The 19676-nt window shown below is 54.6% G+C and carries 15 protein-coding genes; 2 read left to right on the plus strand and 13 right to left on the minus strand.

Annotation, left to right across the window (positions count from 1 at the left end):
• Positions 1 to 114: 114 nt before the first annotated feature.
• Entirely contained in the window at positions 115 to 1653 is a 1539-nt protein-coding gene (locus HP435_RS20485) for a glycosyl hydrolase family 28-related protein (RefSeq protein WP_173599109.1), read from the plus strand.
• Between the two features lie 67 nt (positions 1654 to 1720).
• Here HP435_RS20485 and HP435_RS20490 read toward each other — a convergent pair whose 3' ends face one another.
• The 5 genes from HP435_RS20490 to HP435_RS20510 all read right to left on the minus strand — a co-directional run bounded on the left by HP435_RS20490 (position 1721) and on the right by HP435_RS20510 (position 10153).
• A complete protein-coding gene (locus tag HP435_RS20490) occupies positions 1721 to 2116 on the minus strand; it encodes a hypothetical protein (RefSeq protein WP_122963945.1) in 396 nt (131 codons plus the stop codon).
• A gap of 130 nt (positions 2117 to 2246) precedes the next feature.
• Complete coding sequence (locus HP435_RS20495) at positions 2247 to 3470, minus strand: MFS transporter (protein WP_173599108.1); 1224 nt, start codon at positions 3468 to 3470, stop codon at positions 2247 to 2249.
• 38 nt (positions 3471 to 3508) lie between these two features.
• The gene (locus tag HP435_RS20500) at positions 3509 to 5293 is read right to left on the minus strand and encodes an ABC transporter ATP-binding protein (protein WP_173599107.1); all 1785 of its coding nucleotides are present in this window, start codon (positions 5291 to 5293) and stop codon (positions 3509 to 3511) included.
• Between the two features lie 59 nt (positions 5294 to 5352).
• The gene (locus tag HP435_RS20505) at positions 5353 to 5895 is read right to left on the minus strand and encodes a MarR family winged helix-turn-helix transcriptional regulator (RefSeq protein WP_122963942.1); all 543 of its coding nucleotides are present in this window, start codon (positions 5893 to 5895) and stop codon (positions 5353 to 5355) included.
• A gap of 304 nt (positions 5896 to 6199) precedes the next feature.
• A complete protein-coding gene (locus HP435_RS20510; RefSeq protein ID WP_173599106.1) occupies positions 6200 to 10153 on the minus strand; it encodes a DNA translocase FtsK in 3954 nt (1317 codons plus the stop codon).
• Positions 10154 to 10321: 168 nt separating this feature from the next.
• Between HP435_RS20510 and HP435_RS20515 the strand changes: the two genes are divergently transcribed.
• Positions 10322 to 11590 (plus strand): hypothetical protein, encoded by a 1269-nt coding sequence (locus HP435_RS20515; protein WP_122963940.1) that lies wholly within the window; start codon positions 10322 to 10324, stop codon positions 11588 to 11590.
• 42 nt (positions 11591 to 11632) lie between these two features.
• Here HP435_RS20515 and cysC read toward each other — a convergent pair whose 3' ends face one another.
• The 8 genes from cysC to HP435_RS20555 form a co-directional block, all read right to left on the minus strand.
• Positions 11633 to 12262 (minus strand): adenylyl-sulfate kinase, encoded by a 630-nt coding sequence (cysC, locus tag HP435_RS20520; RefSeq protein WP_122963939.1) that lies wholly within the window; start codon positions 12260 to 12262, stop codon positions 11633 to 11635.
• Positions 12263 to 12309: 47 nt separating this feature from the next.
• The gene (gene sat, locus HP435_RS20525) at positions 12310 to 13452 is read right to left on the minus strand and encodes a sulfate adenylyltransferase (protein ID WP_173599105.1); all 1143 of its coding nucleotides are present in this window, start codon (positions 13450 to 13452) and stop codon (positions 12310 to 12312) included.
• Positions 13453 to 13496: 44 nt separating this feature from the next.
• Positions 13497 to 14213 (minus strand): phosphoadenylyl-sulfate reductase, encoded by a 717-nt coding sequence (locus HP435_RS20530; RefSeq protein WP_173596853.1) that lies wholly within the window; start codon positions 14211 to 14213, stop codon positions 13497 to 13499.
• Positions 14210 to 15295 carry a sulfate permease gene (locus HP435_RS20535; protein WP_304502697.1) on the minus strand — a complete coding sequence of 362 codons (1086 nt, stop codon included), beginning with the start codon at positions 15293 to 15295 and terminating at the stop codon, positions 14210 to 14212. Before HP435_RS20535 ends, HP435_RS20530 begins: the two co-directional genes overlap by 4 nt.
• A gap of 18 nt (positions 15296 to 15313) precedes the next feature.
• Entirely contained in the window at positions 15314 to 16834 is a 1521-nt protein-coding gene (cobA, locus tag HP435_RS20540) for a uroporphyrinogen-III C-methyltransferase (RefSeq protein ID WP_173599104.1), read from the minus strand.
• 64 nt (positions 16835 to 16898) lie between these two features.
• The gene (locus HP435_RS20545) at positions 16899 to 17138 is read right to left on the minus strand and encodes a DUF3906 family protein (RefSeq protein ID WP_063228036.1); all 240 of its coding nucleotides are present in this window, start codon (positions 17136 to 17138) and stop codon (positions 16899 to 16901) included.
• A 44-nt stretch (positions 17139 to 17182) separates the two neighbouring features.
• Positions 17183 to 18799, minus strand: a complete 1617-nt coding sequence (locus tag HP435_RS20550) for a nitrite/sulfite reductase (RefSeq protein WP_173599103.1) — start codon at positions 18797 to 18799, stop codon at positions 17183 to 17185.
• Positions 18765 to 19577, minus strand: coding sequence for a sirohydrochlorin chelatase (locus HP435_RS20555; protein WP_122963933.1), 813 nt, complete (start codon positions 19575 to 19577; stop codon positions 18765 to 18767). Before HP435_RS20555 ends, HP435_RS20550 begins: the two co-directional genes overlap by 35 nt.
• Positions 19578 to 19676: the final 99 nt, after the last annotated feature.

A 19676-nucleotide genomic window follows, 5' to 3' on the forward strand; every position in this document is an offset into this window, starting at 1 on the left:
AAGCTCTTGCCTGTTTTGCAAAATGGTTGTCAACTTTTTTCGTTTTTTGAATGAAATGAAAGAAGACAATCTAATCTTGTCTGACTATTTTTTCAAAGTGGAGGAGATTGATGCATGATGCTCGATGTAAAGTCCTACGGGGCGCGAGGAGATGGGGTGACAGATGATACGCAGGCGATATCCGCCGCGCTGGCAGCCGCGGTCAACCAGCAAATTCCGCTGTATTTTCCCCCGGGAACCTATATCATTGAACCGAAAAGACTGGCTGTCACACTAGGGAAAGGCAAAAGCCTGGTGCTGCAGGGTGCCGGTCCTTTTTCCGTTTTGAAACGAAAAGCCAATTCTACCGCCGAGGACTGGAGGTGGCTGTTTTCGATCACCTCAGTGGGCGGAGACGCTGATTCGTTTGTCGTGTCCAATCTGAAAATCGACTCCAATGCGCGCGAAAATCCCGTTCCGCCAGAACCATATGCCTATGAGCACTCCGCCGACTTCTACATTCGCGGCGACGGGCCTGGAAGCTATATCAACTACGTGCTGCTGAGTCACATATGGTGCACCGATGCCGTAGCCGATCATTTTTACTTCGCCGGAGAAGCGAACTGCTACGTCCGCTCCGTGTCGATCAGCGACTTTACGAGCGACAACCGGACACGCACCCGCTCCGACATCACGGTCACCGGAGGCTTGGAGCGTCTGAACGCTGTCAATGTTTCCTGCGACCGCTTTGAAGTAGAGCTGAATGAAGCATACGACGGCAAGCTCCCGATGATCGCCAATCTGAGCAATATTCACTGCCGCCAACAGCTCGATCTGGAAGGGATTGCGACAGCGCCGATTCGCGTCCAGGGAAGCCACCTCGTCTCGCTTGCCAGCTTCAGCCTTAGCTGCTTGACTGGCACGATCAGCGCCTCTACCTTTTATACCGCTACCGCGCAGAAAAACCGGGTCAACTTCATGCGGAACATGACTTTCCACCAGTGCAACTGGGTTCTGCATACAACCTCGCAAGGCGCAGCCAAAACAATCGGCAGCGGCCTGACTATCGACTACAACAACGTCGGTCTTGTGTTTGACGGCTGCTGCTTCGAGGCCGCCGATAGCGCTGCTGTGATCGATGGCTACGCGCTCAGCTTTGATCCATGGGATGTCCCGGCGCAACGAATCGTGACGGTCCGCAACTGCGCGTTCGACCCCCGCCTCAAGCAAAACCTGTACCTGAACCGCTGCGGCAATGTGTATCTGGAAAACAACCGCTACTCCGGCAGCGATCATGTGATTGCGCTGTACGGCTCCGGTTCATACCCGCTTTTTCTCACCGTGGACGGCGGAGATTTCAGCCAGGTCACCGGAAAAATGTTTTATCATAAAGCGGCTGACAAAGTCACACTTTCCATGAAAAACGTGCCCGTACCCGTCAGCCTGACGAGCGGCTACAACTCTGACAACTCTTCCTACCTCCCCAACGTGGCGATTAACGAGCGAATCGTCTACGTCAGCACTCCTCCCAGCTCGTCGGTTAAATACGGAGGGATCAAAGGCGACACGCTCCGGCTGATCACGCCTGTCAACGGGCAGCCGTGCGAGTGGATCGCTACCACGACAAACAAGACCGCCTGCACGTGGCTGGCGACCAAAACCGCAAAAAGCTAACTTTCCAGCACAAAAAAACATCCCTCCTCCCCGGTGAACTTGCCCGGGCGAGAAGAGATGTTTTTTATTAGGCAATCCGCTCCAGATCCGGATTGTATCGCTTCACATAGTCATAGATTTCGTCACCGATGAGACGCACGTGGTTCAGATCGCTTGTCTTTTCGGACAGGTGTTGAACCAATTGTTCGGTGCCTTGCTCAATCCGTCTTTTGGCTGCTTCTGGCAAGGTGAGGACGTGCGGGACGAGCAGTTGCAGGTACCAGTTCCCTTTGTCCTCCTCGGATACATCGATTTCCAGCTCCATATCTTTGCTGTCGAAATCGTAGAGGTGATTGAACAGCGCTTCTCTGATTTCCAGCGTCAGCGCGGAAATATCGATTTTTGCCACACCCAGATAATACTCCTCGTTGAACAACACGATCTTCTCGTCAATTTGCTGATACTTTTTTGCAAGCGGATTCATTGTCTCGTTCCCCTTCCAGCTATCGCCACAATCTATCCTATAGCATACTATCTCCCCGAATCATTCGGCAACAAATTCGTCGGAAAATGTTGAATAGACAAAAAAGTTGCATGTTCAAGCGGCCTTTCCCTTATGTTTGTTTCAACGCCTGATTTTCCGCAGGCGCAGGCACCTCTCGCTGAATCAGCAACGAAGCCAGCAGACCTATGCCGAGGAGCAGCGCCAGTAACGCAAAAGTCAGCAAGTAGCTGCCGCTTTCCATCAAACGGATAGAGATAATAGGGCCGAGACTTGTTCCCGCAAATAGAACAAACGTGTAGACCGAAACGGCAATTCCGCGCGCCTTGCCTGCCAATTGGCCGACGAGAGAGACGAGCGCTGGAACGGAGAGCGCAATGCCCGCCACAAAAATGACACTCATCGCAATCAGCAAAGGCAAGCTGGCAATCAGCCCCAACGAAGCCAAGCCTGCCATCGCCAGCAGCAATCCGCCTCGCAGAACCGCGCGAACGCCAAAGCGCATCGCTACTTTTCCGGACAAAGGAGAAATCAGCATGCCCAAAACACCGACAGAGCGAACATAAAGAACTTCTGCTTTATTCAGGCCAAAATCGGGACCGCTCAAGTAATTGCCCAAAACCGTGTACATGCTGACAAAAGACATGAGCAGCACCAATGCCACCACATAGCTCAGAACAAGGTTTTTTTGCGAAAATACTTTACCGATTTGCTTTAAAGGTTCCCATATAGTCGCGTGTGGCTGTTGAATCTCTCCTTTTGGCAAGAAGCGCAGAATCAGAACCGCTGTTAAGGCATACACCCCTGCCAGGAGATAAAATACGGCGTTCCATCCGTGCTGCTCACTGATGAGGCTACTGACAACCTGCCCGACGATGCCTGCGACCAAAAACCCGGTGCTGATAAATCCGATCGTCGTCACCCGTTTGTCTGCCGGGAACATTTCTACCGCATAAGCAAGGGCAACTGGCGAAAACGTAGCTGCCGCAAAGCCTTGCAACCCTCTCAGCACAATCATCCAGGAGAAGCTTTCGACCATGCCAAGCAGCAAAGAGATGGCCGCAAGCGCAACAAGTCCAATCAAAATGACTTGCTTGCGCCCGTATTTATCCGATAATGCGCCATAAATCAGGCAGCCAATCGCAAAGCCGACCGAAAAAACACTTCCTGTAGCCGCTGCCTGCGTAGGCGTAATGCGATAAAGCTCGGCAAACAAGGAGATTAAAGGGATCGTTACATACAAACTGGACATGACGGCCATGCCAGACCAGCATAAAATCGCCGCCATGAGCGAAAAGTTTCTTTTCGTTACCGCTGAACTCGCTGCTTGTGACATAAGGCACCTCTTTTCATAAATGTTGGAGCGTAAATGGACTAAGCTAGAAGCGTCTCCTTCTCTTTGATCATTTGCGGAAACTGCTTATCGTATAACGTTTTGTATCGACCGGAAAGGGTCAGCAGTCCTTCGTGCGTGCCCGCTTCGACAATCCTGCCTTTTTCCAAAACTACGATGTGATCGGCGCTTTGAATCGTGGAGAGACGATGGGCAATCACCAGGCAGGTTCGCCCGGGAAGCAGAGTGGAGAGCGCGCTTTGGATCAGTTGTTCCGATTCTGTATCCAACGCCGCTGTCGCTTCATCCAATATGATCAGGCGCGGATTTTTCAACAACGCCCTCGCGATCGACAGCCGCTGTTTTTGACCGCCAGACAGCTTGACGCCCCTTTCTCCGACCAACGTATCGTACCCTTGCGGAAAAGCTTCAATAAACTCCAGAGCATTCGCAGCTCTCGCCGCTGCCTCGATCTCTTCGCGAGTGGCCTGTGGCTTTCCGTAGGCAATATTGTCCCGAATCTTTCCGTTAAGCAAGATGACATCCTGTGATACAATCCCGATTTGCGTGCGGAGCGATTCAAGCGTGACATCTGTTAGTGGATACCCATCGATGAAAATCGCTCCTTTTTGCACATCGTACAGACGGGCAATCAAGTGCGCGATGGTCGACTTCCCGGAACCAGACGAGCCAACCAATGCGGTAACTTGTTGAGGCTCTATTTGCAAATAAAAATTTTCCAAGACTGGCACGTCTTTTTCATAAGCGAAATCCACGTTGTCAAACAGAATCTCTCCTTGAATGGGTGGTAAAATGATCGCTCTCTCTTTGTTCCGCACTGCTGGCACCGTCACCAGCACTTCATGGATTCGTTCATAGGCAGCCGAAGCTTGTTGAATTTTACTAACCATTCGGCTGAAGGAACGAACAGGTCCTTGCAGCAGACGCAAGTAAGCCAAATAGGCGACAATGTCTCCTACAGTAATGTGGTTGTGCATCGCCTGCCACGCACCAAAAAGCAGTACGAGTGTCATTCCGATGTAATTCAGCCACTCGATAATCGGCGGGAAGGACGCGGACAGCCGGGAAGCTTTCACGATTGAGGCCCGATTGATCTCGGTCAGTCCAGCGAATCGATCGATTTCATCGTTCTCGCTCGCAAATGATTTAATCACGCGAATCCCTGACAACGTATCCTGCAAATGATTGCTCAATTCGGCAGAGGATTGTCGTACCGTTCGATAGACCGACTTGATTCGTCCGCTGAAAAACCGCGACGTGTAGAACAGAAAAGGAAACGTGCTCATCAGCAAGAGCGCCAGTTGCCAGTCGACATACAGCAAATAACCGCATATGGCGATAAACGTGAAGAAATCGGCCACAATGGATAATGTGTCGGCCGAAACCAGTTCCTGCAACTGGTTGACATCACTCGTCAATCTGGACATGAGATCGCCGGTGCGATTGCGATCGAAAAAGTTCAAATCCAGGTTCACGGTATGTCGGTACAGCTTGTTCCGCAGTTGTGAAATCGCTCCTTGGCTGACAATCGTCATCACGAAGCTGCTAACAAACCGAAACACTCCCAACAGCAGCGCAGCTCCAACGATCGCGGCTCCCAGTTCAAACAAGGCAGCAATTTGTTGCTGGGGGATGACCTGATCAATGACGACTTTCGTCCACTGCGGAATGATAAATTCAAGGACGGAAATCGCCAGGATAGACGAAGCGGCTACCAAAACAAACTTCCATTGCCCTTTTGCTTGAAAAAACACCTCCCGGAGCATTTCTGAAAACAATCGATAACGGTGGGAACGGGATTTCATCGCATCACCTGAATTTCTCTTTAAAATAGTAAGATTATCTAACTATATGCACAAAAAAATTATCTGCCCACCCCTAACCTTTTTTCTATACTTCCATTCAATTTAACCAAAATTTTCTCAAACAGCTTGCGTTCCTCCGCATCCAAGTCGTCGAGCAAGGAAGCGCAAGTCGCCCAAAAGGTCGGCAGCACATTGTCAATCAAGTCCACTCCTTCTTCGGTAATACGGACATGAATCATGCGGCGATCTTTGGCGCTTTGCTCGCGGGCAATCCATTTTCTTTTTTCCAGCCAGTCGAGCAGAGCTGTTACAGAAGCCCGGCGAATCCCCAGCCGATCTGCGATGGCCGAAGGAGTGACCAGTTCTCTTTCCTCATGCAGCAGAAGCAAAAGCAACAAATCCAGCTTGCTCTCGGTAATTCCGAACGCAGACAAATCCTCGTCGATCACATCCAGGACATTGTCACTGAGCCACAACATCAGCAATCCCATCTGGGCCGATTTGCGATCCGTTCCCTTTGCCATCGTGTTGTTCATCAGTTGCAAATAAGGAGCGATCCCTAATTTGGGCAACTGTTGATCCACTGTGCTTTCTTTTGCCATGACATCACCTCTGTAATTCAATTAGATTATCTAACTAAAATCAGTTATATCTTATTTTGCCTGATCTTGCAAGCAGGAAACTTCTCGGTGAAGCCAACGGACACCTCCCTAACGAAATGAGGTTGCGCGGGTTTGGCACGACGGGAGCGTCCTTCTCTGGGCGCGGTGCCTTTTTATATATTCTGCTGTCTGTTTTGCAAAAAAGCTGCCACAGCAGCGTGTTTACACGCCTCTGCCTACCTGCCTCGGTTAGCAAAAAGAGCCTGCCACCTTGGGCAAGCTCCTCTGCTTTTGCAACATTCTTTTACAACAAAGTCGAGCCGTCCGCTACAGCCTGGGCGTCCTCGCGGGTGATGAGAACAGCTCGCGCCTTGCCTCCGCTCTGTCCAGCGACGTAGCCGTCCGCCTCCATCATCTCGATCAGGCGGGCAGCGCGGTTGTAGCCGACCCGGAAGCGGCGTTGCAGCCCGGATGCCGAAGCCTGACCCTGGTCTGCCACGAACAGCAGCGCCTCCATATACAGCGGATCATCCCCTGCATCAAAAGATTGCACCTGCTGCTCCAAATCTTCCTTGCTGAACAGGTACGACGGCTTGCGCTGCTTCTTGATCGCCTGCGTAATGCGCTCGATCTCATCGTCAGAGACGAAGTTGCCCTGCAAACGCACCGGGGTGGTGCCGCTCTCCAGGAACAGCATGTCGCCTCGTCCCAGCAACCGTTCCGCCCCCGACTGGTCGAGGATCGTGCGGGAATCCACCTGCGAGAATACGGCAAACGCCAAACGCGTCGGCACGTTTGCCTTGATGTTGCCCGTAATGACGTCCACCGAAGGCCGCTGGGTCGCGAGCAGCAAATGAATGCCGCAGGCGCGCGCTTTTTGCGCAATCCGGATGATGCAATCCTCCACATCCTGCGGGGAGACCATCATCAAGTCTGCCAACTCGTCAATGACAATCACGATATACGGCAGCTGATCGTCTGTCGTCTGGTTGTAGCGATCAATATCCCGCACACCTGCGTCGACAAACAGGGCATAGCGCTTTTCCATTTCCTCGACCGCCCATTTCAGCGAGGCTGTCGCCTGCTTCGCGTCGGTCACAACAGGTGTGACGAGGTGCGGCAAATGGTTGTACGGTGCCAGCTCGACCATTTTCGGATCGATCAGCAAAAGCCGTACTTGTTCTGGCGTCGCTTTGTAAAGCAGGCTGACGATGATCGAGTTGATGCAGACGCTTTTCCCTGATCCGGTCGAGCCTGCGATCAGGCCGTGCGGCATTTTTTTGATATCCGCAATAATCGGCTCGCCGCCGATGTCCATGCCGAGGGCTACAGCCAATGGCGACGAATGCTGCTGGAACTTTTCCGATCCGATGATCTTCTCGATCAGTACAGGCTGGCTCGCCAAATTCGGAACCTCGATCCCGATCGCGTTGCGTCCCGGGATCGGCGCTTCGATCCGAATGTCTTTGGCCGCCAGATTCAGCTTGATGTCGTCGACCAAGCCGGTAATTTTGTTTACCTTCACGCCAGGAGCAGGCTGCAACTCAAAGCGCGTGACGGAAGGGCCTTTGACGATCCCGACGACCGTTGCGCTCACGTTGAAGTTGGACAACGTTTCTTCCAAAAGCAGCTTTTGCAGCTGCGTATGCTCATCGTCGTCATCGCTTGGCGGCGGGCTCGGATTCAACAGCGCAAGCGTCGGCAAGCAGTACGGAGGTTCCGCGATTTCCGCTTCGCTTGGCTCGGATGGTGTGCTTGATTGCGCCGTACTTGCAGGTGGATTCGCGCTCGGACCCGGTGTTGCCACCCCGGCGGCTGGCGATGTCTGGAAGCCAGTCTGTTGTCCAGCGTTTGGCAGCTGGATCACGGGTGCTTGCGGTGCTGGTTGGGCGTTCTCTGTAGCAGCATCCGCCGCTAAAGCCGGGGATGCTTCGGCTGTTTCTGGCTTCGCTTCTGCCACGGTCAAGGTTGCTTCGGCCGATTCCAGCTTTGCTCCCGCTACGGTCAAAGTTGGCTCGTCCGATTCCGGCTTCACTCCTGCCACGGTCAAGCTTTCTTCGCCCATTTCCGGCTTCGCTCCCAACATGGTCAAAGTCGCTTCATCCGACTCCAGCTTCGCTCCTACCACAGTCGACGTTGCTTCATCCGACCCTGACTTCGCTCCCGCCACGGTCATTGTCGCTTCATCCGACTCTGGCTTCACTTCCGCCACGGTCAGCGTTGCTTCATCCGACTCTGACTTCACTCCCGCCACAGTCAGCGTTGCTTCATCCGACTCTGGCTTCACTCCTGCCACGGGCAAGCTTTCTTCGCCCGTTTCTGTCTTCGCTCCCAACACGGTCAACGTCGCTTCACCCGACTCCGGCTTCACTACTGCCATGGTCAAGCTTCCTTCGCCCGTCTCCAGCTTCGCTCCCACCACAGTCGACGTTGCTTCATCCACCCCTGACTTCGCTCCCGCCACGTTCAGCGTTGCTTCATCAGACTCTGGCTTCGCTCCCGCCACGGTCATTGTCGCTTCATTCGACTCTGGCTTCACTCCTGTCACGGTCAACGTTGCTTCATCAGACTCCAGCCGCTTCACGCTCGCCACAGACGAAGCTTCACCACCCGACTCCGGCATCGCACGCGCCAAAAGACGGTTGACATCGGCATCAAAATGATTGTTGCTTCCCGTAACAGCAGGCTTGGCGCTATCGACTATTTGCCCTTGTCCGTGAACAGCCGCGAAGCCCTCCTCGATTCCTGTGCGCACGGCGTCGCCTAGCGCTGCGATCAGCTTTTGCTGCGCCTGCATATCGCTCTCGTCGGTCACCGAACGCCCCTGCGCTGTTAACGTCGCCCCCGCTGCTTCCGCGCTTTCGACCGCTTCACCTGCACCCGCTTGTTCTCGCACGACCACAAGCTCCACGTCAGGCTGTGCCTGTCCCTCCGCGATCTCCGCAGTTGCCGCGGCCTCGTGAAGTTCTCCCTCTGTCTCGGCTTGTCCCGCTGCAAACGCTGACTCTCGCTCCACTCCTGCGCTTGCGCCGCCACGTTCCGCATCCGCCAACTCGCCATCTGCTTCGGTTGTCGTCGCATGGTCGGTCGAGAGCACAACCGCTTGCGCCTCGCCTTCCTGATGAACCGCGCCACTCGCTGCCCTTTGCTGCCATTCTTGCGTGTTTTCTGGACCTGGACCTGACTCATACGCCCCGTCCAGCTGCTCTGTCTGCCCTGGTTCAGTCGTCCATTCAGTTAGCTGCCCGACTTCTGTCTTCTCGCCGTCTCCGTGTTCACCGCCAACCATTTCTGCCGGCTCCACAACAATACGTCCAGGCTCCGAAACCGCTGCTTCCGCCTGCGAGGCCACAAAAGCCACTGCTGCTGCCTGGTCCTGTGCATCCGCGATTTCCTCTGCTGCCTGCTCAAGCGGAACAGCTTTTTCCCCACCTTGCTCGCTGACCCGGCTGTCCGCCTTCGTCGCGCTTGCGGCATCAATGGTTGAATCGCTCGCAAAACCGTTTGCGGGGTCGCTTGCTGAACCCGAATCGCTCGCTGAGTGCACATGCTCCCACGTCTCATCCGGGAAATAACGCTCGCTGATTTCCTGCTCCCACTGCTTGAGCTGCTGGAGATGCTCCTCCTGCTCCAGACGCGGGTACACGATACCGCCTGTCGTATGGATGCGATGCTCAGCCTCACGGGTAGCCGGGGTGATTTTGCCATACACGGGCGACACAATCTCCGATGGCTGGTACGCCTTCTTCCCTTCCGCAATCAAAGGCGCGCGCCCTGCGCTGTCCGGCTGTTTGACAGGCTCCCTTCTCGGTGTCTCGCGTTTGTACTCGGTGGTAGCAGACGGCTTTTTGTCTGCGCCCGTCTCTATAGGCTTGTCCGGTATGTATTCTTCGCGAGCAGCACGAAAAGACTCGCGGGAAGACTCCCTGACGCTTGGCTCCCGCCGTTCACGCACGGGCGGCTGAACTCGCTGGGCCTCTTCTGTCGCCTGCTGCTTCATTCTCTCTTTTCGCTTGTTCTCCAAATAATCGTCTGGCACGACAGGAAAACGAAACTGACGATCCCTGCGTGGACGCGCATCCTCTATATTCCGGCTACTTACCCGCTCTTTCGGGTAAATGCTTTTCGTCTTCGCTTGGGGCTGGCGGGGAGCCGGGCTTGCAGGAGGAGGACTCGCTGCCGGACGCCCTTCCACTACTTCATCTTGCTCCTCTTCGCCCTGAAAAAATTTCATCAGCTTTTGAAGCCACAACCACATGCTGCAACGTCCTTTCTTTGCTAACCATCTATTCCCTTTCATCTTACCATGAAATCGGCGCCGAATTAGACCGATTGTGATTTTTTTCCGTATTTGCGAAACCTTTTCTTTACTAAAACGTAATACATAGAGGAACAAAAATACAAATACATAGGGGAGGAACACAGCATGTGGAAAAAAGGAAGTGCCCTACTGCTCGCAGGTATGCTGGTACTCACTGGATGTGCTGGTGAGGCTTCACTGGTGCGCGATTCGATCGTGGCATCCATCGATAAACCAAACTACGACTTCCAAGGCACTGTAAAATTGACCGGAGACGTAGACAAATTGCCTCAGGCATTTGGGGAAACCAATCCTGACAAAGAAGGACAAGCCATTTTGTCCGCTTTGAAAGCAGGGGTAACAGTAAAAGGCTCCCAGCTTGACTTGAAAAACGCAAAAGTTCAACTGGAAGTAAACGACGACAAACTGCTGCGCGACAACAAGCTCTGGACTGGCGACAAAAAAGCGTCTGTTGAGCTGCTCGTAAGCGACGACAAAGTATTCGTGAAATCTCCGCTCGACAACAAATACTTGGCTGTGGATGCAAACACTTCCGGCGCTTTCACTGGCGTAAGCGGAAACGACAAGGCAAACCCGGCGAAACTCAAAGAATACCAAGACAAAATGAACAAGCTGACGCTTGACTTCATCAAAAAATACGTAGGCAAATACGGCTACAAACTGGCTGATGCGAAAAACCTCGGCACAGAAACCGTAACCTTGCCAAACGGCGAAAAAGTGGAAGCGACTCACGTAAACGTGAAGATCGATGCCAAAGAACTGGTAAAAATGTTCTTCTTCACTGCTAACGATGCGGTAGCAAGCCAAGACGTCAAAACGTTCGCAATCGACATGCTGGTGCTGACCAATTCCCTGACAGAAGAAATGTATCCGGAAATGGGCAAAACGACAGAGGCAGAAAAACGCGCCAATGCCGAAGCTACCATCAACGAAGGCTTGAAAGAAGCAAAACAATGGCTGGAAGAGACAGGCAAAACATACACACCTGAAAAAATCGTAGAAGAAATGAAAAAAGAAGGCTTCCACAAGCTGGCTTGGAACCTCGACTTCTACGTAGACAAAAACAAAATGCCTGTTCACCAAAAGAGCGACCTGAGCGTAACGTTCCAGGCGCCAGAAATGAAAGAGCCTTTGACAGTCGGTCTGTTTGCTGATCAATACGCGTTCAACTTCGGAAAAGCAACCAAGTTCGAAATCCCTGCAAAAGACGCTTACCTGACAGCGGAAGACCTTTACAAAGACGAAAAAGCGATCAACAACTTCAGCGACAAAGGCTTCATGCGTCACTTTGCACAAAGCCTAGTGGACGATCTGAAATGGCAAAAAGAACTGGAAGCGGAGTGGGCTGAAGAAGTAACTCCGGCTACTCCTTAACAGCAGCCTTAGCTGCACTTGTACAAAAAAAGCACGGCGCATTTACGCGTCGTGCTTTTTTTCGTAGGCGAGGATGCCCGCCTGCTCCAGATAGGCCAGGACCGCAGCAACCGACTCCTCAATCGACTGCTCGCTGCTGGCGACGACAAGCTCTGGCTGATCCGGCTCCTCGTAGGGCGCCGAAATTCCGGTGAACTGGCCGATCTCCCCGCGCCGCGCCTTTTGATATAGCCCTTTCACGTCTCGCCGTTCGCATTCTTCCAGCGGACATTGGACGTAGACTTCGATAAATTCCCCTGCCGCTACCAAACTGCGCGCCAGCTCGCGATCCGAGCGATACGGCGAAATAAACGCGGTCAGGACAATCACGCCTGCATCCACAAACAATTTGGCAACCTCGCCGATGCGGCGAATGTTCTCTTTTCGGTCCTCTTCCCCGAATCCCAGTCCCTTGTTCAAGCCGTGACGGATATTGTCGCCATCCAGCACATAGCTCGCCAAGCCGCGCTGATTCAGCTCGTGCTCGACCGCGTTGGCCAATGTCGACTTGCCCGCCCCGGACAAGCCCGTGAACCAGAGAACAGCGCTTTTATGTCCAGCGCGCTGCTGCCGCTGTTCTTTCGTCACCGTTGTCGGGTGCCACACAATATTCGCAGCACTGTCGTTCGCCATAGTCGTTCCCCTTTCTTCCCTTCCTTGCCAAACAGCTGCTTGCCTGGTCATACGGAGATCGGCCGCAATCCCTCGATCAACACTTGCGCCACTTCCGGACGGCTAAATTCCGCTGGCGGAGCTTCGCCGCGAGACAGCATTTCCCGCACCTTCGTTCCCGACAAGGCGACATGGTGTTCAGCGCTGTGCGGGCACGTCTTCGCAGATGCCATATTGCCGCATGTCTTGCAGTAGAAGCTGTTCTCGAAAAACAGAGGCGTGATGCCCAGTTCCTCAGGCTGGAACTGGCGGAAAATATGCTGGGCGTCATATGTACCGTAGTAGTTGCCGACACCCGCATGGTCCCTGCCTACGATAAAATGAGTGCAGCCGTAGTTTTTGCGCACCAGCGCGTGGAAAATGGCTTCGCGCGGCCCGGCGTAGCGCATCGCGGCAGGAAACACGGCCAGTTCGACCCGCTCAGCCGGGTAGTATTTGTCCAGGAGCACCCGATAGCTTTTCATCCGCACTTCGGCCGGAATATCATCGGATTTCGTCTCGCCCACGAGCGGATTGAGAAACAGGCCATCGACGGTTTCCAATGCCGATTTCTGGATGTACTCATGCGCCCGATGCACAGGGTTGCGCGTCTGGAAGCCGACGACCGTTTTCCAGCCTTTGGCGGCAAACGCCGCTCTCGTTTCCACCGGGTCGAAATGGTGAGCAGCAAACGCTCCTTTGTCAGCTCGCCGCACCAACGTAATCGGCCCGCCGAGATACACATCAGGACGTTCCAGCAGCTTTTTCACGCCGGGATGGTTCTCGTCGTCCGTGCCGTATACGAGGCGCGCTTCCTGCCGCTTATCCGGGGAATAAATGTCGGAAATTTCCAACAGGCCGTACACCTCGCCCTGATAGACCAAGCGCACCGCGTCTCCTGCTTGCAGACTTCCTGCCACAGCTGCTGAAACGGGAAGCGTGATCGGAATGCTCCAGACCGATCCATCGGCCAGCCTCATGCGTTCCACGACAGATGTATAGTCGTGCCGATCCAAAAATCCGGCAATCGGACTGTATCCTCCGATCGCGATCAGCTCCAAATCTGACAGGGCAAAAGCATCCAGTTCGACCTCTGCTGTCGCACGGGACAGGTCAGCGGTCGGATCAAAACGGTTTACCAGTACGTTGCCATGCGGAATGCTACCACTCACTTTCAAGCCCTCCTCATCCATATCCGTTTTCTCTATCTTCACACTCACTTGGCGAGATGCAGCCCGCACTCTGTCTTGCCCAGATGCGACCAGCGACCAGCGCGTTCGTCTTCGCCCGCTCTGACCGGACGCGTGCATGGCGCGCAGCCGATGCTCGGATAGCTTTGGTCGTGCAAAGCATTGTACGGCAGCTCGAACACACGAATGTACTGCCACACCTCTTCTGCCTTCCAGTGAATCAGCGGGCAAATTTTCAGCGACTGAAACTTCTCGTCGCGATTGACAAACTGGACGTCTGCTCTTGTCGCAGACTGTTCGCGGCGCAGTCCTGACATCCAGGCCACAGTGCCCTTCAACACGCTTTCCATCGGCAACACCTTGCGCAAGTGGCAACACAGATCCGGCTTCGCGATCCACAATTCGTCGCCGTGCTCTGCTGCCTGCTGGGCAAGCGACAGCTGCGGCTCCTTGATCGTCAATTGCAGCGCAGGATAGCGGGCGCGCACTTTTTCAATCAGCTCATACGTCTGGGCAAAGTGCAGATGGGTATCCAAAAACGTGACGCGGGCGTCTTTTTTCACATCGCTGATCATGTCGATGAGCACCATGGCTTCTGCCCCGAAGCTGCACGAATAGATCAGATCATCGCCAAACGTCTCGTAGGCCCACTTGATGACATCGACGGTATCTCCCTTTGCCAGCGTTTTGTTGATCGCGGCAAGCTGCTCGGCTGTTGCCGTGTCGTAATGTAAACGGCTCATATGCCCCCTCCTTGATCGTTGATGGAACTGTTTTCCCTGCGAATCAGCCGGATCAGTCCTACGAAGCCCAATGTCGCTACGAATACGCTCACGAGCACGACGAGCGTGTACAAATCCGAGCGCAAAAAGAGATGGACAAACGCGAAGGAAACGACCAGCGAGGAAACAGGCGAGACAATCCAGACCATGAGAATTTGCTTGATAATCCCTTTTTGCCACAAAACAAAACCTCGCTCAGACGTCCCGACACCCAAAATCGCGCAAGTAGTCGCCTGCGTCAGAGGCACGGGAATCCCGAACAAAGACGCGACAATCACCAATGTCCCACCCGTTGCCGATACGGCACTCCCTTGTAAAAGCGACAGCGACGTAATTTTCTTGCCGTTCGTTTCCAGCACTTTTCCGCCCAGCAACAGGCACCCGGCAGCGACGGCCAAACCGCCGAGCCACACGCCGGAGTCGGTCGACATCAAGCCTGCTCCCACTAACGGGCCAACCGCATTCGCTACGTTGTTCATTCCGGCTGAAAACGCTTCGTATACCCCACACAAAACGAGCAAGATCGTCAGCCAGCGCTCTCCTTTGGAGCCTGGTTTTTGCAAGTCTGGCCAGCTCCGCTCCACACGGGAAATGACCCTCCCGGCGACGTAGGCTCCGATAAAAGCCGCGATTGGCACCACGATCCAAAAGAACAGAATGACGAGAATGTGCCCCACAAACAGCGACTGATAAGCAAGCCCTACCCCGACGATCGATCCGACTGTCACTTCGCTGGTCGAGAGCGGAATCCCGAGCAGGTTTGCGCCGAAAAGCGTCAGTGTGGCGGAAGCAAGGATGATCACGACGACCTCGATGCTGAGCAAATTCGTCGGAATAATTCCTCCGCTAATCGTCTTGACGACCTCGCCGCCGCCAAGCACAGCTCCAAGCAGAGCCGCGATGGCGACGAGAATCATCGCAAGCAGCTTGCTTTTAACCGCTCCGCTGCCGTATGCTGCACCCATCGAAGCAGCAGTCCCGCTTGCGCCGATATTCATTGCAAAAAACAAAGCGATGGCGATGGCGACGTAACTCCAATCCACGAGCAGCCCTACCTCCTGTCATGCCAATCTGTTTTTCCAAAAAAGCAGGGGCGCCGGATTCGTTACGCTGGCGATTTGCTCATGCGGATGGATTCCTTGGGCAAAGCTTTCCAGGCTATCGTCGATGACGATGCGCCACCCCATTTTTTTCGCCACCTGCTGTGTACGCTGGTTGGCGCAAAAGAGTGGCACATTCTCCCAGCCAGCCCCTGCAAAATCCGCCAAGGCAGGCAAAACCTCGCCGTCATCGGCTGCAAACCAGTCAAACGGCCGCTTTTTTATCCAGGAAACAATCGGATGCGTCTCCTCCCACTCCAGGACTCCCCCTGCTGTGAGATGGATGACATCTGCCGCCGGATGGGCAAGCGCTGCCACGCCTTTTGAGCGCAGATGCAAAACCCGCTGTTCCCCGTTCTTTTGCACAAGCTCCTCGATCAAAGCCGACGAAGCGAGCGACTCGGCAAAGACCCGCTCCGGATACAATCCTCTCTCCGCCAGAAACAGGGCTGTACGCTCCCCGCGCACGGCGAGCTTGCACGTCAGCTTTCGCAGGTCAAAGCGGCGCCTGCCAAGCTCCGCGAGAAACGCCCTCGCTTGCCGCTCGTCGTCGAGCAGCACCCAGCTGTATGCCGCCATGTCTTTTGGCACGCCCAAGCATTCCGCTGCCAGCAAGGGTCGCTCCGCAAGCGGCAGGGGGACCACTTCTGCCCCGAGCTGCTCCAGGCGGTTCGCCAGCAGTTGGCTGCCTGATCCTGTCCGGGTTGCCACGGCCACCCGCTGTCCGAACAGGGGCCGAGACTCGTACCAGTTCAATTGCTCGCGAAGCTGCACCACTTCGCCGACAATGATGATCGCAGGTGCCGCAAAACCTGCTTTGGCTACATCCTGATCGATCGTCGCAAGCCTGCCGACCAATGTTTGCTGCTCGCCAACCGTGCCCCATCTGACCAGGGCGACTGGGGTATTTCCCGCTTTTCCGCACGCAAGCAGTTGCTCTTGAATGTGCGGCAAATTTTTCACGCCCATGTAAATCACGAGCGTCTCCACTCGGGACAATGCCTGCCAATCCGCTTGTTTGTCGGCATTTTGCTCGCAGAGATGTCCGGTGACAAAAGCGACGGAGGAGCTGAACTGGCGATGGGTCAGCGGAATACCCGCATAGAGCGGCGCAGCCATGCCGGAAGTAATCCCCGGCACGATCTCATACGCCACGCCATGCTCCACGCACATTTGCGCCTCTTCGCCGACCCGGCCGAACATGCTCGGGTCCCCGCCTTTCAGGCGCACGACGTTATTCCCCTGTTTGGCTTCTCGTATCAGCAGGAGGTTGATCTCTTCCTGCGGCAGCGTATGGCTGTCTCTTTCCTTGCCGCAGTAAATGAGTCTGGCTTCCCTTTTGACATGGGAGAGGAGCAACGGACTAGCCAGACGGTCGTAGACGACGACATCCGCATTTTGCAGCGCCTCCATCCCGCGGATGGTAAGCAGTTTCGGATCGCCGGGGCCTGCCCCTACAAAGACGACTCTGCCAGCATTCATTGTTGATCACTCCTCCTTGACGCCTTCCTAGCATGAAAAGCAAAGCTGCCTGTTTCACATCCGGTTAGCTGAACCGGGATGTCTCCACGACGTAGCCGACTCCCTGACGGCCGAGCGGCTTTTTCTCGACCAGGCTCAGCTCCTTGACCTTCGGCGGGACAATCGTGTGCCGAAGCAGGTTGTTTTCCGCAGTGGAAAAGGCACGCTCATCCGATTTCGCAATCACGACCACGGTCAGCAACTGGCCTTCTTCCAGCACAGCCTCCAATTTGTACAAATAGCTCTCGGCTTGTTCCTCTGCCATGGTACTCCCTCATTTCCTCAGATTGCGTTTTTCGCTCGGCTTGGTTATGCGGTTTGCAAAATGCTGTCGACTTGCTCCTGAATCCGGGCAAGCCCGACCCGTTCGACGTAGCGCCAGTATTCCTCGCCCTCCAGCCGATCTTCCTTGTAAAGCGCGATCAGCTGCGCCAGGAAAGCCCCCAGCCTGTCTACGGTGACGCGCGCGTTCAGCTTGCGGTTGAATTGCGGCTCTTCCAGCGTTCCGCCTACGTGGACATCAAAAGCTTCGACCATCCCGGCTGGCGTCTTCACCAGCGCGCCTTGCAGACCGATGTCGGCAATCTGGCGTTGTCCGCACGAGTTCGGGCAGCCGATCATGTGAATGCGCAGCGGTGTGTCGAGCGAAACCGCATCATCCAAATATTGCGCCAGCCCGCGCATTCTTTCTTTTGTCTCGACGATAGCCAGATTGCAATACTCGATGCCTGTGCAAGAGACGGCATATCCGACAAACGTATTCGGCTTTAGTTTGAAACGGTTGACAATCAGCGGTTCTTGGCGGAACGCCGCCACTTTTTCTTTCGCAATATTGCGGATCAGGATATTTTGCGTGTTGCAGGCTCCGATCGTGCCATCCCCGTATTCGTCCGCCAGACGAGCCAGTTCGATCAGCTCCTCCGCGTTCATGCGCCCGACGGGAACAGACAGCCCTGCGTAGTACAATCCTGGCTGGCGCTGCTCGTGCAGACCGTAGAAGTAACCGCCGTTCCAGCCTTTCGTCAAATCCTCTCCGCCAGCTTCCAGCTCGCCTACCAGTTGGACAAGCTCTTCCTTGAACTTCTCCGGTCCCCAGTCCGCCACCAAAAATTTCAGGCGGGCATGCGTGCGCTTCTGCCGATAGCCGAAGTCGCGGAACAGCGTCGTGACGCCTGCCGCCACTTTGACGACCTCTTCCGGACGGACGAAAATATCGAGCTTTTTCGCCAAATACGGCTTTGCCGACAAGCCTCCGCCCACCCAAACGTGAAAGCCGATGACTTCTTCGCCAGCGATGACTTTTTTTGCCGGAGTAAAGGCGAGGTCGTTGATTTGCGCATGGGCAGCGTTGTAAATGTTCGCAGATACGGACATTTTGTATTTGCGCGGCAGGTTGGAGAAGTCGCGGTTAAGCAGGAAAAACTGCTCCAGCTCGGCTACGATCGGGCGCGTATCCAGCACTTCATGCGGATCGATTCCTGCGAGCGGATTGCCCATGATCTGCCGCGGACAGTCTCCGCAAGCTTCGAAGGACGACATGCCAGCGGCACTGAGCCGATCAAAAATGTCTGCGAGCGACTCTACGGTCAGCCAGTGAAACTGGACAGCCTGGCGCGTCGTTACGTCGACCAGATCGCGGCCGTAATCCTGGGCGATTTTGGCAAGCACTCTCGCTTGCTCGCTGCTCATGATCCCGCCAGGTATGCGCACACGCATCATGAAGTGGCCGTCTTTCGGGCGTTGCTGATAGACACCGGCCCACTTGAAGCGGTCCATATCAGAAGATTCGATCGATTCGAAGCCTTCTTTGGAATAAGTGTTGACGATTGTCTCGATGACATCCAGTCCGTCCTTTTCCAGCTTGGTAAATTCCATTTTGTTCAGGGACGGATCATCTGCCCACTTCCACTGTTTTCTCTCTGCCATGCTCATACACGCTCCTTTGCGTAAAAAGGTCTGTTACAAGTGCCATGCGAATCGATTGGGCAATCCAATCAGCAATCAGCGGATGGGGCAAATACGCGCTGCCGTTATACCGATACGACAACTCTGCCAGCCGTGCCGGAATCGCCTTGCGGGTGAAATACCCTTGACTGACAAACAGAGGGAGCACGATGACCTCTCCTTTTTCCGAGAGCGCCACGACTTGTTCCCGCAGCGTGTCTGGCCGAAGCGTCGCATATCCGGCTGCAGCAAAGGCATAGCGGTTTTGCAGGCGAAACGTCATGCGGCGCAGCAGCTTTTCCCATCGCTCCTGGCATCCCGGCCAGTCGCTGCCGTGACCGACGAGCAACAACGCTTCCTTGCGAGGATCTTTTGCCAGCTCCATGGCGCGCTGTCCGACGATCTGCTCCACCAGCGAATGATCTTCCAACGGCGGACACCATAAAATCCTCGCCCGAACAGGAATGCGCACCTGCTCCGTCTCCCAGGTGGGCCAAGGCGTAAGCCCCAGCATCGCCCGTATCTCTGTCACATGATTGCTGCCCGCCGAGGCAAACAGAGGAACCACGACAATCCGCTTCGCTCCGGATGCCTCCAGACGCTTCCACTCGTCGCTGATGCTGCGCCCTTCTACTCCCCCCAGATAGGCGACCCGGGTCGGCAGCTCGCTCTGGCACTGCCTGACTGCTGATTCAACCAGATTCAGCCAGTCGGGATCGGGAGAACCGTGAGCGATTACCAAAGCCGCAGTTTTTGCCATCGGATATACCCCTCATCCAAACTTATTTAGTAAATCATATGTGTTTACTCGGAATTATAAATGGGTTGCTTTTCCGCGTCAACAATCAATTCGTATTTC

It is taken from the genome of Brevibacillus sp. HD3.3A (assembly GCF_013284375.2).
GTDB classification, from domain to species: Bacteria; Bacillota; Bacilli; order Brevibacillales; family Brevibacillaceae; genus Brevibacillus; species Brevibacillus parabrevis.

Bases quoted from the DNA above. Each gene is read 5' to 3' on its own strand.
- HP435_RS20555 (WP_122963933.1), bottom strand. From the start codon at position 19,577: ATGGCAAAAACTGCGGCTTTGGTAATCGCTCACGGTTCTCCCGATCCC.
- cobA (WP_173599104.1), bottom strand. From the start codon at position 16,834: ATGAATGCTGGCAGAGTCGTCTTTGTAGGGGCAGGCCCCGGCGATCCG.
- HP435_RS20490 (WP_122963945.1), bottom strand. From the start codon at position 2,116: ATGAATCCGCTTGCAAAAAAGTATCAGCAAATTGACGAGAAGATCGTG.
- HP435_RS20485 (WP_173599109.1), top strand. From the start codon at position 115: ATGATGCTCGATGTAAAGTCCTACGGGGCGCGAGGAGATGGGGTGACA.
- HP435_RS20510 (WP_173599106.1), bottom strand. From the start codon at position 10,153: ATGTGGTTGTGGCTTCAAAAGCTGATGAAATTTTTTCAGGGCGAAGAG.
- HP435_RS20530 (WP_173596853.1), bottom strand. From the start codon at position 14,213: ATGAGCCGTTTACATTACGACACGGCAACAGCCGAGCAGCTTGCCGCG.
- HP435_RS20550 (WP_173599103.1), bottom strand. From the start codon at position 18,799: ATGGCAGAGAGAAAACAGTGGAAGTGGGCAGATGATCCGTCCCTGAAC.
- cysC (WP_122963939.1), bottom strand. From the start codon at position 12,262: ATGGCGAACGACAGTGCTGCGAATATTGTGTGGCACCCGACAACGGTG.
- HP435_RS20505 (WP_122963942.1), bottom strand. From the start codon at position 5,895: ATGGCAAAAGAAAGCACAGTGGATCAACAGTTGCCCAAATTAGGGATC.
- HP435_RS20545 (WP_063228036.1), bottom strand. From the start codon at position 17,138: ATGGCAGAGGAACAAGCCGAGAGCTATTTGTACAAATTGGAGGCTGTG.
- HP435_RS20515 (WP_122963940.1), top strand. From the start codon at position 10,322: ATGTGGAAAAAAGGAAGTGCCCTACTGCTCGCAGGTATGCTGGTACTC.
- HP435_RS20495 (WP_173599108.1), bottom strand. From the start codon at position 3,470: ATGTCACAAGCAGCGAGTTCAGCGGTAACGAAAAGAAACTTTTCGCTC.
- HP435_RS20500 (WP_173599107.1), bottom strand. From the start codon at position 5,293: ATGAAATCCCGTTCCCACCGTTATCGATTGTTTTCAGAAATGCTCCGG.